The sequence below is a fragment of the Flavobacterium sp. N2038 genome, assembly GCF_025947185.1.
In the GTDB taxonomy this organism is placed as follows: Bacteria; Bacteroidota; Bacteroidia; order Flavobacteriales; family Flavobacteriaceae; genus Flavobacterium.
This window is the reverse complement of the sequence record NZ_CP110001.1, coordinates 2,468,290-2,484,294: the sequence shown is the minus strand read 5'-3', so window position 1 is coordinate 2,484,294 and position 16,005 is coordinate 2,468,290. Positions and strand designations below refer to the sequence as shown.

At 33.0% G+C, this 16,005-nt stretch carries 18 protein-coding genes and 1 pseudogene; all 19 read left to right on the top strand.

The features are described 5' to 3' along the window. Positions 1–63: 63 nt before the first annotated feature. The 19 genes and pseudogenes from OLM51_RS11175 (at position 64) to OLM51_RS11085 (ending at position 15,847) form a co-directional block, all read left to right on the top strand. Positions 64–1,419: a hypothetical protein gene (locus OLM51_RS11175; RefSeq protein WP_264550700.1), complete on the top strand. Its 1,356-nt coding sequence runs from the start codon at positions 64–66 to the stop codon at positions 1,417–1,419. A gap of 229 nt (positions 1,420–1,648) precedes the next feature. After that, positions 1,649–2,104, top strand: a complete 456-nt coding sequence (locus tag OLM51_RS11170; RefSeq protein ID WP_264550699.1) for a hypothetical protein — start codon at positions 1,649–1,651, stop codon at positions 2,102–2,104. Between the two features lie 146 nt (positions 2,105–2,250). Next, a complete protein-coding gene (locus OLM51_RS11165; protein ID WP_264550698.1) occupies positions 2,251–2,856 on the top strand; it encodes a Crp/Fnr family transcriptional regulator in 606 nt (201 codons plus the stop codon). 72 nt (positions 2,857–2,928) lie between these two features. Beyond that, positions 2,929–3,660, top strand: coding sequence for a GNAT family N-acetyltransferase (locus OLM51_RS11160; RefSeq protein ID WP_264550697.1), 732 nt, complete (start codon positions 2,929–2,931; stop codon positions 3,658–3,660). Positions 3,661–4,034: 374 nt separating this feature from the next. Further along, on the top strand, positions 4,035–4,415 hold the full coding sequence (locus OLM51_RS11155; RefSeq protein ID WP_264550696.1) for a DoxX family protein: 381 nt from the start codon (positions 4,035–4,037) through the stop codon (positions 4,413–4,415). Positions 4,416–4,427: 12 nt separating this feature from the next. Beyond that, positions 4,428–4,637, top strand: a complete 210-nt coding sequence (locus OLM51_RS11150) for a hypothetical protein (RefSeq protein ID WP_213260044.1) — start codon at positions 4,428–4,430, stop codon at positions 4,635–4,637. A gap of 89 nt (positions 4,638–4,726) precedes the next feature. Beyond that, positions 4,727–5,101: a VOC family protein gene (locus tag OLM51_RS11145; protein ID WP_264550695.1), complete on the top strand. Its 375-nt coding sequence runs from the start codon at positions 4,727–4,729 to the stop codon at positions 5,099–5,101. A gap of 23 nt (positions 5,102–5,124) precedes the next feature. Further along, the gene (locus OLM51_RS11140; protein WP_264550694.1) at positions 5,125–5,634 is read left to right on the top strand and encodes a DinB family protein; all 510 of its coding nucleotides are present in this window, start codon (positions 5,125–5,127) and stop codon (positions 5,632–5,634) included. A gap of 41 nt (positions 5,635–5,675) precedes the next feature. After that, positions 5,676–6,140, top strand: a complete 465-nt coding sequence (locus tag OLM51_RS11135; protein ID WP_264550693.1) for a DUF1440 domain-containing protein — start codon at positions 5,676–5,678, stop codon at positions 6,138–6,140. 203 nt (positions 6,141–6,343) lie between these two features. Beyond that, on the top strand, positions 6,344–6,706 hold the full coding sequence (locus OLM51_RS11130) for a hypothetical protein (protein WP_264550692.1): 363 nt from the start codon (positions 6,344–6,346) through the stop codon (positions 6,704–6,706). 283 nt (positions 6,707–6,989) lie between these two features. Beyond that, a pseudogene (locus tag OLM51_RS11125) lies at positions 6,990–7,106 on the top strand (pesticidal protein Cry7Aa); the annotation flags it as partial. Further along, a complete protein-coding gene (locus OLM51_RS11120; RefSeq protein WP_264550691.1) occupies positions 7,087–9,357 on the top strand; it encodes a glycosyltransferase in 2,271 nt (756 codons plus the stop codon). The pseudogene OLM51_RS11125 and the gene OLM51_RS11120, both read left to right, overlap by 20 nt. A gap of 140 nt (positions 9,358–9,497) precedes the next feature. Further along, positions 9,498–10,055, top strand: a complete 558-nt coding sequence (locus tag OLM51_RS11115) for a TetR/AcrR family transcriptional regulator (RefSeq protein ID WP_264550690.1) — start codon at positions 9,498–9,500, stop codon at positions 10,053–10,055. Then, complete coding sequence (gene fabF / locus OLM51_RS11110) at positions 10,055–11,299, top strand: beta-ketoacyl-ACP synthase II (protein WP_264550689.1); 1,245 nt, start codon at positions 10,055–10,057, stop codon at positions 11,297–11,299. Before OLM51_RS11115 ends, fabF begins: the two co-directional genes overlap by 1 nt. Positions 11,300–11,561: 262 nt before the next feature. Further along, complete coding sequence (locus tag OLM51_RS11105; RefSeq protein ID WP_264550688.1) at positions 11,562–12,320, top strand: MlaE family ABC transporter permease; 759 nt, start codon at positions 11,562–11,564, stop codon at positions 12,318–12,320. Between the two features lies 1 nt (position 12,321). Further along, positions 12,322–13,101 carry an ABC transporter ATP-binding protein gene (locus tag OLM51_RS11100; protein WP_264550687.1) on the top strand — a complete coding sequence of 260 codons (780 nt, stop codon included), beginning with the start codon at positions 12,322–12,324 and terminating at the stop codon, positions 13,099–13,101. 18 nt (positions 13,102–13,119) lie between these two features. After that, positions 13,120–13,959 carry an MlaD family protein gene (locus OLM51_RS11095; protein WP_264550686.1) on the top strand — a complete coding sequence of 280 codons (840 nt, stop codon included), beginning with the start codon at positions 13,120–13,122 and terminating at the stop codon, positions 13,957–13,959. Between the two features lie 179 nt (positions 13,960–14,138). Next, the gene (locus OLM51_RS11090) at positions 14,139–14,651 is read left to right on the top strand and encodes a low affinity iron permease family protein (RefSeq protein WP_264550685.1); all 513 of its coding nucleotides are present in this window, start codon (positions 14,139–14,141) and stop codon (positions 14,649–14,651) included. Continuing rightward, a complete protein-coding gene (locus OLM51_RS11085; protein WP_264550684.1) occupies positions 14,648–15,847 on the top strand; it encodes an NAD(P)/FAD-dependent oxidoreductase in 1,200 nt (399 codons plus the stop codon). Before OLM51_RS11090 ends, OLM51_RS11085 begins: the two co-directional genes overlap by 4 nt. Positions 15,848–16,005: the final 158 nt, after the last annotated feature.

The following is a 16,005-nucleotide window of genomic DNA, read 5'->3' as shown; positions in this document are numbered from 1 at the left end:
TTAACATCCGAAATAATTATATTTGTAAGAAATTGCAAATAAAAACCACGTAACTTGTTAAAAATGAAAAACTTACCAATCTTCCTTCTTATTCTCTCGCTATCATTTCAGGGATACTCTCAAAAAAAAGGCAAAAAAAAGCCCGCATCTAAAGCTAAAACCACAGCAGTTCAGGAAAAAGCAGTAACAATAGAAATAAAACCTGAAAAAATAATACCGGACACCTTACACATACAAAAAGGAAAAAAGTATGTTTTTTTAGTTGATGTAAACGAATATTCTTCTCAAGGAAATACTGTATATGCAGGCAATGATAATAATTCTGAAAAAGCAGAATTGAAACGTAATTTTCCAAAAGAAAACCTTGAAATCATAAACATTACCAAATACACGTATATGTTCTTCGAAAATAAACAAACCCTGGATATTACAGGAGACGGGAGTTCCTTTCAGTCTTTTGCCTATTGGAGCGGAAAAATAGACGATAAAGTACAAGTTAAGGAAGGCACAAAAATGGCTACCGAATTTGTAGCAGCGCAGTTAAAATCTAAAAAAGAATCATCATATGTTGTTAATACCAAAAAGTACAAAAAAGAAGTAAAATCTTTACAAGGCAAAAACAAGATTACTTCAAAATCCAAAGAAGTTATGAAAGAACTGCTAAGCGGTTACTCATTGCCTTTTCCTGATATTGAAGCAGACAATTTACCTGTTTTTCAGCAGGGTACCGCAAAATTAAAAACGCTGGATTCTTATTTTCTTAAAAATAAAGGAGTCCGAATCCCTCTAAAAAGTATTTCTTTTAACAACGAGGGACAACCTGCAACCATAACCTATTATGACCGTGAAGGAAAGTACAAAAGCAAAAAAGAACTCATCTACAAAGATGGCTTGCTTACAAAAATCGTAAAAGAAGATCAGACAGCCATTTCTATTAACTATGATGATAGTAAAATGATATTAACGGAGAATGTTGGAGATGCCAATGAAACCAAAGTTTTTTGGATTGAAAATGGCCAATTATTACAAAAATCATATACCCTTATGGCAGATGACAAGTTTTCATACATGAATACTTTTGTAGAAGAAAAATTCGAAAACAATTGCATTTCGTATTATATTAACAATGTTGTGTGGTCACATAACTGCAGCGGTGCAAATAATAAGTTTCCGTATATTCATACCTACACCTCTTATCAGGATAAGGAAGTTCTTCAATTCAGAAAATCGAAAATAGAGAAAATGAACGACACAACTTTCGAAAAATATTATTCCGAAGCAGAACGCAACGATCAAAATGATAATTACAAACTGTGGGGAACATTTCTTTTAGATGACTACAATTTGGTCGATTCTTTCAATTTCACCAAAGACGGTACTGCTAAAACTATTAAAATAGATTATACCTGTTACGAATAATACATTCTGAAAAACTTTTAAACGCTGTGAGACTTTTAGTTTCACAGCGTTTTTTATTTTTTAATCTCTTTAGATTTTGCAGATTCTGCAGATTTTATTTTTCTGCTCCTGATTGCTATTAGGATTTTGTCTACTTAATCTACAAGAGTAAATTTATTCTCACTTTCTTCTTTTTGCTACAAAAGAGTTTTGCTACTTTTGAATCATCTTAATCAATAAATCAAACTCAATGAAAAAAATTACATGCCTTGCACTTTTAGCTTTACTATTTACAAACTGCAAACAAAACAATACGAATGAAGAATTAAAGTCGGTAACAAAACCCGCAGATACAATTGCTGCCGTAAAAGAAGAAAAAAAGACAGATAAAAAAGAAGATTGTAAAGACATTGAGGTAGAAATGGGATCCGGAAGAGAATGCATTTTAAAAGATACAGATCTTGAGACAGTCTATCAAAATATTATTAAAAATAAAGAAGTCGAAGAATCGGAATCATTTTTAAGTACAATTCCAAATGAAAATAAATCTGTTGAAATAAATAAAAACGGATTAATCTCAATTGATTATCAAATCACCAAAGATAAAGTAGCTATTTCTATGAATTATGAAGGCGGAGTAACGGAAGTAACACTGGAAAAAATAAATAATACGATTAAAAGAAGCATTTATCATTATGCCGATTAAATTCTAAAATGAAATTAGATAGTATACTAAAATAAGGTATGCTGTCTTTATACTAAAACCGCTAAAAGCTTTTAAGTTTTTAGCGGTTTTTTTAATGGCAATTTCATCCTAATTAAATACTTTTGATAGTATCTAATTATTCCCAAATGGTATTCGATCCTGATAAATACTTGCAAAAATTAAAACAAACCATTGAAAGCTACTATCCAATTTCTGAAAAATCATGGAAACTGATTGAAAACATTGCCGAGTTCCAAACACTCAAAAAAGGAGAAACATTGCTACAAAACGGGGCAATCGCTAAAAATCAGCATTTTATTGCAAAAGGAATTTTAAGGGCTTTTATAACTGACCCGCAAGGGAATTTCTATAACAAAAACCTTTTTATGGAAAATTATTTTGCTGGTTCTAAAGTTTCATTGATGTTACAAACGCCTTCTAACTTTACTATTGAAGCATTAGAAGACTCTGTTATCATCAACCTTAATTATACAAAATATATTTCGCTGGTTAATGAAAATGAAGATCTCAAAAACTTTTATATCGCCCATTTAGAGAAAAACTGGATTATCGAAAAAGAACAAAGAGAAGTCGCTTTAGTGATGCAGAATGCTACCGAAAGATATGTAACTCTACTGGAGAAGCATCCAAGTATTGCCGATCGGGTTCCGTTATTGCATATTGCGTCGCATTTGGGCATTACACCAACGCAATTAAGCCGAATTAGAAAAAGTCTCGAAAAAGATTTGTAAATCAACATATGTAAAGGCTTTCTTAAAACCGTGCATTTACCTTTGTCTGTATAATTAAAACTCGTCGTTACAATGAACCATATTAATCTTATCAAAGACAACATTGACAATCTAACAACTCTCTGGAAAACTGTTGCTACTCCTCTCCTTTCGTATCATACAACTGATTTTTTAGAATTCAGTCAAATCAAAAATTCAGGCTGGCCAAATCGTCTATGGTTTCGAAAAGATATTACTGAAGAAAACTTTCCTCAAATTCTGGAAACTATTGCAAAAAATCCGGGCTTGGTTGTTCCGTATTGGGATATTTTTGGAAGTAATTCAAATGAAACTTTCGAAAAAAACGGCTTTTCTGTTCGAAATAAATTAACCGCAATGGCTTTAAAACTGGATAAAAAATTTACGCTTCAAAACAGCCTTAGTTTTAAAAGGGTTTTAAATGAAGAAGATGCTAAAATCTGGTCTGATATTTATCCGCTCTCTTTTAATTATGTGATTAGTAAAGAAACTTTAGTTCACAATTTTGAAAATGCAACGTTTTACTTGGTTCATTTTGAAGAAAAACCAGTTGGAACGCTAACGCTTTTTCAAACCGGAAAAACGATGGGAATTCACGGAGTTGGTATAATTCCCGAAATGCGTAAAAGAGGTTTGGCTGAAGAAATTATGAAATTTGCAATCAACGAAGCTATTGATGCTAATTGTCAATATGCTCAACTACAAGCATCAGATTTAGGAAAAGGTATTTATGCCAGATTAGGTTTTGAGGATTTGTTTATTATTACGAATTACCAATTGGCATAAATTTTAAATTGCTGCGCCTGTTCGCTATCGCCCGAGTCCAAATTCCAATTAATCAACCACTCAAATCTCTCACAAAGACGTGAAGTCGCAAGTTTTTTTTATTTCTCGCGGATTTGGCAGATTGAGCAGATTTGATTTCTAAGTAATAAATAATCCGTTCAATCTGCCAAATCTACAAGAAACAAATCTTTTAATCTTTTTAATCTTTGGCTTAAACATAAATCCTCTGCCCCTTTGTCACTTTGCCCCTTTGAACCTAAAAAAGAAATCTTGTCGCAAATGCCCCTAAAATAGTCGCAAATGTGTATTTTATCAGAAATATAAGATGATTATATTTGTAATACATTAACTAATAACTTTTTAAAAAATACCACATGAAAAAAGCAAAAATTATTTTTTGGATTACTACGATTACTATTTTTTTATTTGAAGGTGTAATGCCAGCCTTAACTTCGCAAACAGAACTTGCTAAAGAAGGAATCAGACATTTGGGGTATCCTGAATATTTTGGAAACGCATTGGTCGTGTTCAAAATACTGGGAGTTCTGGTATTGGTAATTCCGCAAATACCAAAAAATGTAAAAGAATGGGCTTATGCAGGATTTGGTTTTGATTTTATATTTGCCTCAATTAGCCATTTCGCAATTGACGGGGTTAATTTTCAGAGCTTTTTTCCCTTAATCTTTTTGGTGATTTTAGCCCTCTCTTATATCTATTATCATAAAGTAGAGCGATATAAAAATATTGCCTTATAAACATTATAAGTGATGATAGAGATTTTTAAAACAAATGTTCAGGAAGTCGAACAATCTCAAATAATTATTGGGAAACTTCTTGAACATTTTCCTAATAGTGCAATCAATTTTGATCTTGAAGATTGTGATAAAATCTTGCGAATTCATTCAGAAACAATCTCAAATTACAAAATAATCGAACTTCTAAATTCGCATGGCTTTCATTGCGAAGTGCTTTTATAATTTACTAAAGATGTAAACAACTAATATACAGGTTTTTAAATATTTATTTGTAAATTTGAAATAGTTATCAATCCTTTAAATCTTACAAAATGAATTTACCGGTCAACCACCAAAGTATAATACCGTATTTAATTTTAAAAGATACTTCAGAGTTTTTCGATTTCACTAATAAAGTGTTCGATGCAGAAAAAGGAAGCAGAGAAATTTTACGTGAAGACGGAACTGTGATGCATGCCGAAATTATCATTAGCGGAAATACTATCATGATTACTGACGAGAATAAAGACTGGCCCTCGCAAACCGCACATCTATTTGTTTATGTCCCCGATGTTGATGGAACTTATCAGAAAGCCTTAAATAATGGTGCAAAAAACGTAATGGATGTTACCACAAAAAATTCCAGAACGGCCTGCGGTGTTGTTGATCCGTTTGGGAATGTCTGGTGGATCTCATCTGTACAATAATTTTGGCTCTAAAATCAATAATGATGAAAACATCTGTTCAGAAAAAAATTACTGACACATTTCAAAAATTAAAAGAAACTCTTTCTCTTTTTCCTGAAAGTGATCTGAACAAAGTTCCATATGAGGGAAGCTGGACAGCAGGTCAGGTTGCTCAGCATATTATCATGGCAGATTCTGGATTTCCGGAACTATTTGCCAGAAAAACAGAAAAAACCAACAGAAAACCAGATGAAAATGTAAAAGATATTGATGCTCTTTTTTTAAACTTCGATCTAAAAATGGATGCACCAGTATTTCTTATTCCGGAGAAAAAAGAGTACAATAAAAATGATCTGAATTTAAAACTGCTCAAAATTGAATCTGAATTACTAGAGTGTGCAGAAAAATATGATTTAACATTAATCAGTCCGGATTTTCAACTGCCGGGTTTTGACAAATTTACTCTCTACGAATGGATTAACTTTGCTTTGGTTCACACACAAAGACATACCAATCAGCTAAATAAGATTTTTAAATCCTTAAATAATTTGTAAATTAGCTTCTAAATTCTTTTAAAAAAATTAAAAAAAACAATATGAGATCAAAAGGCGGAGCAGTGTTTTTATCAGGATTAGTTGCCGGAACGATGGATATTGTTGCAGCATTTACGGTTTATGCTTTTATACTGCACAAAACCACTCCAACGCAAATTTTGAGATCTATTGCAAGTGCTATTTTTAGAAAAGAGGCATATACAGGTAATTTTTTAATGGTTTTCTGCGGACTGGGATTACATTATTTCATTGCTTTTACCTTTGCCTGGTTTTACTTTATCATTTACCCCTATTTTCCTTTTTTAAAAAAGAATGCTGCTTTATCCGGAACATTTTATGGCATTCTGGTCTGGATGATCATGAATTTAATTATCCTGCCTATTTTTTTTCCCGTTTTACCCGAAAAACAGCTAGATTTCCCTTTTCTTTTATCAGTCATAATTCTTATTTTATGTATTGGTTTCCCAATTGCTTTTATTACCAAAAAGTATTATTCCTTTAGATAAGTTACAGACTTAAAAGTTTCTTTTTTTCATTACTTTCAATTCAACCTTACTTTCGTAATTCATGAAATTTGCGATTGTTTCTACAATTCTTTTTGTAAGATTATACAATTTCCACACAAATGCTTTTGAGTTAATTTTTTGATTGATTGGATTAATCACCACTCTTATATCAAAGTAATTTTAGCTTCAATATAATTGGTGATATGAATGGAGTAATAAAACATGGTGTAATTTTAGAAAAAACAGAAAGAGCTTTTGAAAAATCAGACGTTTTAGATTCAGCATTTTTTCAAGATGCAAAATTTATGCTGAATAAACATACATACTTGTCTATCAAAAACTTAAAAATAAAAAGTATTAAAAGAACATTAGCCTTTAATACCAAAAGAAATTATACATCAACAGAAACAATTAAGAAAATTTTATATGTTTGGGACAAAAATGTGGTCTTTTTTCCGAAGAATTCTAATGGAAAATTTATAGCTTTACATAAATTATTTTCCTCAATTCAGATCGTCGCTTTTGGAAAAAACGAGTTGATTGTTGCCTTCTGGAAAGAGTATTAAAAAAACCTGCCTGATCATATTATAGTATGATCATGAAACAAGTCACATTGGTCCAGGCGCCCCACCTATTGAAACCAAAGATGGATGATTGTTAATTTATCAAGCTGCCGAAAGGCCCATAAAAGGACTTGTTTATCACGCTTGTGTCACTCTGCCAGATCTTGACAATCTTGCAAAAGTAATTGTGAGACTACCAAAACCATTAATTACACCAGTTTAATATTACGAAAGACACGGTTACGTAAACTATGTTGTAACTCCAACAGGAACAGCATTTTTCGATAACCTTCTATATATCTATTATGGTGCCGCCGATGACAAAATTGCAGTGGCTTCAGTGAATCTTAATGACTTATTAACCGCATTAAAACAGAATCCCCATGAAGAAGTTATCAAATAAATCTAAAATAGTATTTCTCTCAACATTTCCACCAACACAATGTGGAATAGCAACTTATACGCAGGATACAATAAAAGGAATTAGTGATGTTTTTGGTAAATCTATTACTTGCGAAATTTGCGAGTTAGTTGATAAACCCAAAGAAAATCCGGAACAGGCTTTTACATTAAACACAAAAATCAGAGAAGAATATTCTAAAGTCGCGGAGCAAATCAACAAAGATAAAAACGTAAAATTAGTTCACATTCAGCATGAATTTGGTTTATTTAGCGGACAGTTTGGAGACTATTTGCTTGACTTTTTAACTGTAATAAAAAAACCGGTTACTTTTACTTTTCACAGTGTTATTCCGAATCCTAATAATGAACTAAGAACATTCGTAAAACTTCTGCTGAGTTACAGCAATTCTGTTTTTGTAATGACCAATCAGTCTAAAGAAATTTTGATAAATGATTATGGAATTTCTGAAGAGATCATTACAATGGTACCACACGGAACTCATATTGTAATTTATGACACTCCACATCAGGCAAAGGCCAAATACGATATTCAGGATCGACTTGTCTTGTCTACTTTTGGACTTTTGGGAGAAGGAAAAAATATAGAAACCGGTTTACAGGCTTTAGCAAAAATCGTAAAAAAAGAACCAAACCTACTCTATCTAATCATTGGCAGAACACACCCTAATTTAATTATAGATGGTGTTGATGCTTATCGCAATAAACTGGAAACCCTTGTTGAAGAATTAAATTTGCAAAACAATGTACGTTTCATCAATAAATATTTAGATACCGAAGAGCTTTTAGATTATTTAAAAGCCACAGATATTTATCTATTTACCTCCAAAGATCCAAATCAGGCTGTAAGCGGCACTTTTGCTTATGCTATGAGTTGCGCTTGTCCGATGGTAGCCTCCAAAATTCCACATACAAAAGAAGTATTAACTTCAGATTGCGGAATTCTTGTTGATATTGGAAATGTAGATCAGTTTGCAGAATCAGCTTTAAAACTAATTTCAGACGAAAACCTGAGACATGAAATGGGAATTAATGCTTTTACTAAAATGAGAGCTTCTTCATGGGAAAATGCTGCGCTGACACATATGAATACCTATAAAAAACTAATTGAAAATCCATCTGAAGTAAAATATACCTATCCGGAAATTCAATTGCTACATATCAAAAAATTAACAACCGAACTTGGAATTATTCAATTCAGTAAAATTTCAGTTCCAGATCTGGAATCCGGCTACACTTTAGATGATAATGCCCGTGCCTTAATTGCATTTTGCATGCATTACAAATTAACGGGAGATAGAGATGATCTTCCGTATATTTTAATTTATCTGGATTTTATTGAAAGATGTCAAAAACCAAAAGGCGACTTCATCAATTATGTCGATAAGGAATATCGCGAACATATGGAGCAAAATGCCGAGGTTAATTTAGAAGATTCCAATGCAAGAGCAATTTGGGCTCTGGGAACTGTAATATCAAACAAAGATATTCTGCCTGAAAACATTTCAAAAAAGGCAGAAAAATGTTTATTAGCTGCTCTAAAATGGGCCGAAAATATTCAATCACCACGTTCAATTGGTTTTGCTACAAAAGGTTTGTTTTTATATCATAATACCATTCCAAATTTATATGTGGCAGCAATTATCAATAAACTGAATGCTAAACTGTTTACTCACTATGAAGATACAGCTTCTGAAGACTGGCAGTGGTTTGAAAACTATTTAACATACGGAAACGGAATTCTGCCAGAATCTATGTTATATGCTTATTTAGTTACCAATAAACCGGCTTACAAAAAAGTAGCCTTAGATTCCTTAGACTTCTTAATGTCAAAAACTTTTGTCGATGGTAATTTCAAAGCCATATCTAATCAAAGCTGGTACCATAAAGGTTCAGAACCGCAAGAATATGGAGAACAACCTATTGATGTTACCTACACTATTCAAACTTTAAATACATTTTATAATGCCTTTAAAACTCCGGAATATAAAAACAAAATGAAAACTGCTTTTAACTGGTTCTTAGGCAAAAATCATTTAAATCAAATTATGTATAACCCGGTAAGCGGGGGCGGCTACGACGGACTTGAAAAAGAAAATGTAAACTTAAATCAGGGAGCAGAATCTACTGTTTGTTATTTAACAGCGCGATTATTAATGGAAAACTTCAAACAGTCTCAAGTTAAAATTATACCACTTATAAAAACCAGAACCGGCATTGCAATTAACTCTTAATCGAAGAAAAAATTAACCAAAATTCCATTTAACCCGGAAAATCCCTTTCTTAATGAAAGGGATTTTTTGTTTAGTTAAAAAATTAAAAAAAACTTGCCTATCTACTAATAGGTAGTATATTTGTTTAAAAAAAATGAGTCATGACAACACGGGAAAATATTATAGATAAAGCAGATCAATTTATTAGAAACAAAGGTTACAATGCTTTTAGTTTTAAAGATATTTCAAATGATATTGGGATAAAAACAGCCTCTATTCACTACCACTTCCCTACAAAATCAGATCTTGGTGTGGCCACTATAAAAGAACATATCGCCCGATGTGAAACCTTAAAGGAAAAAGTTGCCCATGAATCGCCACTAACAAAACTGCAAGCTTTCTTAGAAGTGCATGCACAAATTAAACGAGAGAATAAAGTCTGTATTGTAGGGTCATTAGCCACAGATTTAAACACTTTGGATGATGCTATAAAAACAGAACTGCAAGAATTTGCTAAGATAGTAATCAACTGGATTACCGAAATTTTAATCGAAGGAAAAGAACTTAACATATTTGATTTTGACATGTTACCCAGAACAAAAGCGCTAATGATAATAACCAATATGGTTGCAATTGTACAACTCTCAAGAGTTACAGGCGACGATGATTTTGAATTGGTTAGAGAAACAATATTAACAGAATTAAGATCTAAAAAATAATGAATAGAGTTGTAATAACAGGATTAGGAGCAGTAACACCTATTGGGAACAATGTTCAGGAATATTGGAGTTCATTAATTAACGGAGTAAGCGGTGCGGCTCCAATAACACGATTTGACACCACACAATTCAAAACCAAATTTGCATGCGAAGTTAAAAACTTTAATGCTGAACATATTTTTGAGAAAAACGAAATTAGAAAATACGACCTTTTTACTCAATATGCCTTGCACGCAACAGACGAAGCGGTACGAAATGCCAATATTGATTTTGATTCCTTAAACAAAAACCGAATTGGAGTTATATGGGGTTGTGGCGACGGCGGTATTTCAACTTTTGAGGAACAAATTGGAGAATATAAATCAGGAAATGGAACCCCAAGATTTAGTCCGTTTTTTATTCCGAAAAGAATAGTAAACATAGCCTCAGGAGTTATTTCTATCAAATACGGGCTTCGCGGAATTAACTATACAACTGCAGCAGCCTGCTCTGCAAGTAATACTGCAATTATAGATGCATTCAATTATATTCGCTGGGGCAAAGCAGATATGATGATTACCGGAGGTTCGGAAGCTTCTGTTACAGAATCTTCAATTGGTGGTTTTAATGCCTCAAAAGCATTATCTACATTAAATGAAGATTACAGCAAAGCCTCACGCCCTTTTGATGCTGCAAGAAATGGTTTTGTTCTGGGCGAAGGAGCCGGTGTTGTTATACTAGAAAGCTACGAACATGCTGTAAAAAGAAATGCTGTAATTCTTGCCGAGATTGTTGGCGGAGGTTTAGCGGGAGATGCTTACCATTTAACAGGAACACATCCGGAAGGTGAAGGAGCCGTTTTAGGAATGGAACTTGCTCTTGAAGAAGCAGAAATTACACCTGACAAAATTGATTATATCAATGCGCATGCTACGTCTACTCCAACCGGAGATTTAAGCGAACTTAAAGCAATGGAAAAAGTGTTTGGCATAAATCCAAATGCCAATATCAGTGCCACAAAATCAATGACAGGGCATTTACTTGGAGGGGCCGGAGCAATTGAAGCGATCGCCTGTATAAAAGCGGTCCAGGAGAATATTGTTCCACCAACAATAAACACAGAAACTGTCGAACAGGACTTTGCTGATAAATTTAATTTAACACTTGGAAAAGCACAATCCAGAATAGTTAATTATGCTATGAGTAATACTTTTGGTTTTGGTGGTCATGTCGCAAGTTCAATTTTTAAAAAATTTACAGAGTAAAGGACAAAAACTGAAATTCAAATAAAACACATCTTATCAAAAATCCCTTTCTTAATGAAAGGGATTTTTTGTTTTATGAAAATCGTTAACGTGACTTTTCATGAATTATTGTGATTTTATGAAAATTATATAAGCCTGAAAAAAAGTTCTGTAAAATATTTTAACAAGTATAGCGGTAACTTTCCTATATAATTAAAAAAGAAGATACAATTGTTAAAAAAATGGTTCTCAGTTTTTTAATAACTCATAAAAAGAAAATATTTTGATTCTCAGCTTAAAAAATACATTCGCAGAAATTGGAGATGCAACCTTGTTTGCAAAGCGGTTTTTTAAGGAGGTTTTTATCCCTCCCTATGAGGCAAAAGAGTTTTTGAAACAATGTTATTACATCGGTTACAAATCACTTCCCTTGGTTGCCATTACAGGATTTATTATGGGATTGGTACTTACATTACAATCCCGGCCAACATTGGTAAAATTTGGTGCAGAAAGCTGGCTTCCCGGAATGGTAGCACTATCGCTAATCAGAGAAATTGCACCTGTTATTACAGCACTGATTTGTGCCGGAAAAATTTCATCCGGAATTGGTGCCGAATTAGGATCGATGAAAGTGACAGAACAAATAGATGCTATGGAAGTATCGGCCATAAATCCGTACAATTATTTGGTTGTAACAAGAATTTTAGCCTGCACCTTAATGGTTCCTATATTGGTGATTTTTGCCGATGCTGTAGGTATTATTGGTGGTTATGCCGGAATCAATATTCATGGCGATGTAAATTTCTACCGCTATTTAACCCAGATTATTCAGTCGCTTGAATTTTCAGATCTGTTGCCGGCTACAATTAAAACTTTCTTCTTTGGCTATTTTATTGGAATGATCGGATGTTATAAAGGATTTAATGCATCAAACGGAACAGAAAGCGTGGGACGCGCTGCCAACTCTGCAGTTGTTACAGCCTCTTTAAGCATATTTATTATCGATATGGTAGCTGTACAATTAACTGACTTAATTTATTGAGATGATTAAAGATAAAGAAAATACAGACCCTACAATTAAAGAAAAAAAGCAAAGCCCGATTATCGAAATTAAGGACTTGCATAAAACTTTTGGTGGTAAAAATGAGGTTCTAAAAGGCATAAATCTTACCGTAAATAAAGGTGAAGATCTGGTGATTTTGGGACGTTCCGGTTCAGGAAAATCAGTCACTATAAAATGTATTGTGGGGTTAATAGATCCGGACAAAGGCGAAATAAAAGTTTTTGATGAAAATGTTCTGAATCTTTCCAAAGAAGAACTCAATAAAATAAGAGTCAGAATTGGTTTTTTATTTCAAAGTGCAGCTTTATACGATTCCATGTCTGTTAGAGAAAATCTTGCCTTTACGCTACGAGCACATAGAAAAGATTTAAGCCTCGATGAAATTGAAAATGAAGTAATCGAAGCGCTGGAAAATGTTGGATTAAGTGAGGCAATTGATAAAATGCCATCTGAATTATCAGGCGGAATGAGAAAGAGAATTGGCTTAGCAAGAACACTGATTTTAAAACCCGAAATCATTTTGTACGATGAGCCCACAACTGGATTAGACACTATTACATCAAGAGAAATAAGCGAACTAATTCTGGATATCAAACAAAAACAAAAGACCTCATCAATAATTATAACGCACGATATGGCCTGCGCCAAAATGACTGCCGATCGAATTATGGTTCTTAAAGACGGTGTAATTCACGCCGAAGGAACTTATGAAGAATTAGAAAAAGACGAAGACAAATGGGTGCGCTCATTTTTTGAATAAAACAAAAAAATAGAAATCATGGAGAAGCAATCTGGATATACCTGGAAACTAGGAATGTTTGTAACAATTGGTTTGTTACTTTTTATAATGGCTATTTATTTTATTGGTAAACAAAAAAACCTGTTTGGCTCCACATTTCATATTTCGTCAAGATTCAAAACCGTAAGTGGCTTAGAAGTTGGAAACAATGTTCGCTTTTCAGGAATCAATATTGGTACTGTTGAAGATATCAGATTGATTAATGACTCTTCGGTGGTAGTTTCTATGGTAATAAAAGATGATGTGCGTGAATTTATAAAAACAGATGCCCGCGCCAGCATTGGATCAGATGGATTAATGGGCGACAAAGTACTGACTATTACTCCTGGAATAAAATCTACTAAAATAATTGAAAATAACGGTGCCATTGCTTCAATCGATGGAATAGAAATGAATGACATTATGAAAAGCGTAAAGAAAAGCGTTGATAATGTAGGTGTGATATCTGAAGAACTTGCCATTTTTAGTCATAGTATGAACAACGGAAATGGCGCTTTGGCAAGATTAGTCCGGGATGATAAAATGGCAAACAGCGTTTCGAACACACTTTCAAATTTAGAAACCGGAACAAAAGGTTTTAGTGATAATATGGAAGCTGCAAAAAGCAATTTTCTTTTTAGAGGATACTTCAGAAAAAAAGAGAAAGAAAAAGAAAAAAAGCAGGAAGAAATAAAAGATAAAAGAGAAGAGAAAAAAGATAAAAGAGAAGAGAAACAAGAGAAAGAGAAACAAGAAAAGGATAAGCAAGATAAAGCTAAAGAAGAAAAACAAAAAGAAGAAGACTTCAAAAAAGCGCAAGCCGAAAAAACAAAATCATAACATATATGTTCCATTTTAAAATAATACTTTATTAAAAGCAAAGCAAGCTGCTTTTGGGATTAAATTAAAAGGCTGCTTTTTGACAATGCGGTAAAAAAATTGACGATGCTGTTTATGATGAAAACATAATAAAGTAATCAAAGAAGAAAAGGTTAGTAATCCTAAAAAGTCGAACTCAAATGAAAACAAAAAATCAAAATAAAAGTAATGCTTTTGAAAAATTTGCCACACATGTTTCTAAAACCGCCGGCAGCACAACAGCTTTTATAGGCGCTTTTTTAATTGTGGTTGCCTGGGCAGTTTCAGGCCCTGTTTTCGATTATTCTGAGACCTGGCAATTAGTGATTAATACCGGAACAACGATAATCACTTTTCTGATGGTTTTCCTGATTCAGAAAGCACAAAACAAAGATTCTCTTGCCATTCAACTAAAGTTAAATGAATTGGTGGCCTCAAATGAATTCTCAAGTAATAGTCTGGTTGATATTGAAAATATGACGGAAGAAGAAATGGTTATTATTCAAAAATATTACCGAAGACTCAGTGAACTTGCCAAAAAAGATGAAAGCATCAGAACTTCACATTCTATTGCCGAAGCGCATGAACAGCATGAACGAAAAGGCAAAAGCAGAAACAGCAAAAAAACTATTACAAAATCAACTTCAACAGCCCGAAATACGACAAAAAAATGAAACTAAGATCTACAGAAACTTTTTGGCCAATAAAAAATTCAATGAATCAAAGTTATCCCTCGATTGGATCTAATTACGAAACCTCGATTTTAATTATTGGCGGCGGAATCACCGGAGCTCTAATTGCGTACAAATTAAGCAGCGAAGGGAAAAAGATTATATTGGCAGACAGACGCGATGTATGTAATGGAAGTACCGCTGGAAGTACCGCTTTATTGCAATATGAAGTAGATATCCCGTTACATGAATTAATCAAAATCAGAGGAAGAAAATGCGCTGTAGACAGTTATTTAAACGGAAAAAAAGCAATTTTTGACTTGCGAAAAATTTGTGATGAAATAAAAAGTGACTGCGGATTTGAATTTAAAAAAAGTATTTATTTCAGCACTGTGATAAAAGATCTTCCTTATCTAAAAAATGAATTCAAAAGCCGAAAAGAAAATGGTTTTGATGTCAATTGGTTAACCAAATATGATTTAAAAAAATTAGGTCTCAATGCTCTTGCTGCCATAGAATCTAAAACAGCTGCGGTTATGGATCCCTATCGATTTGCTCTGGATTTATTAGAATATTGTCAAAAAAAAGGAGTCAAAATATTTGATCAGACCAACATTACCTCGATCGAATATACAAAAGATAAAGCCATTGCGCATACCGAAAATAAATTTACCATTGCAGCAGATCATGTTATACATTGTTCCGGCTATGAGAGCACAGAAACGCTTTCTGAGAAAGTAGTCGATTTAAAAAGTACCTATGCCATAGCATCTGAAAGTTTTGAAAATTTACCTTCAGGTTTTAAAAATGCTATTTTTTGGGATACATCATCTCCTTATTTTTATTTTAGAGCTACAGATGATAATCGAATTATAATGGGTGGCGGAGACGAAGAGTTTAAAGATGCCAAAAGACGTGATAAATTAATTCCTAAAAAAGAACTTTTTCTCTTAAAGCATTTTAAAAAACGTTTTCCAGATTTCAATTTTAAACTGGATTATTCCTGGGCAGGAACCTTTGGAGAAACAAAAGACGGATTGCCTTATTTTGGGAAACCGGATCCTGACAAAAATGAACATTATGTTCTGGGTTTTGGAGGAAACGGAATTACCTTTAGCGCTATGGGAATGAACTCTGTTCTGGATTCTATCAATAATAAGGAAAATCTGGATTTGGAGTATTATCGATTTGGAAGATAAATGAAAAAAGGTGCTAAGCTACTAAGGTTCTAAGATGCTAAGGTTCTGTGCTTATTCGAAAAGAAAAATTAAGTTATAAGCTATTAAAGTTCCAATATATGAAGTCTTTATTAGATATTAACTAAGAAAAAAGCTTAGCATCTTAGAACCTTAGCATC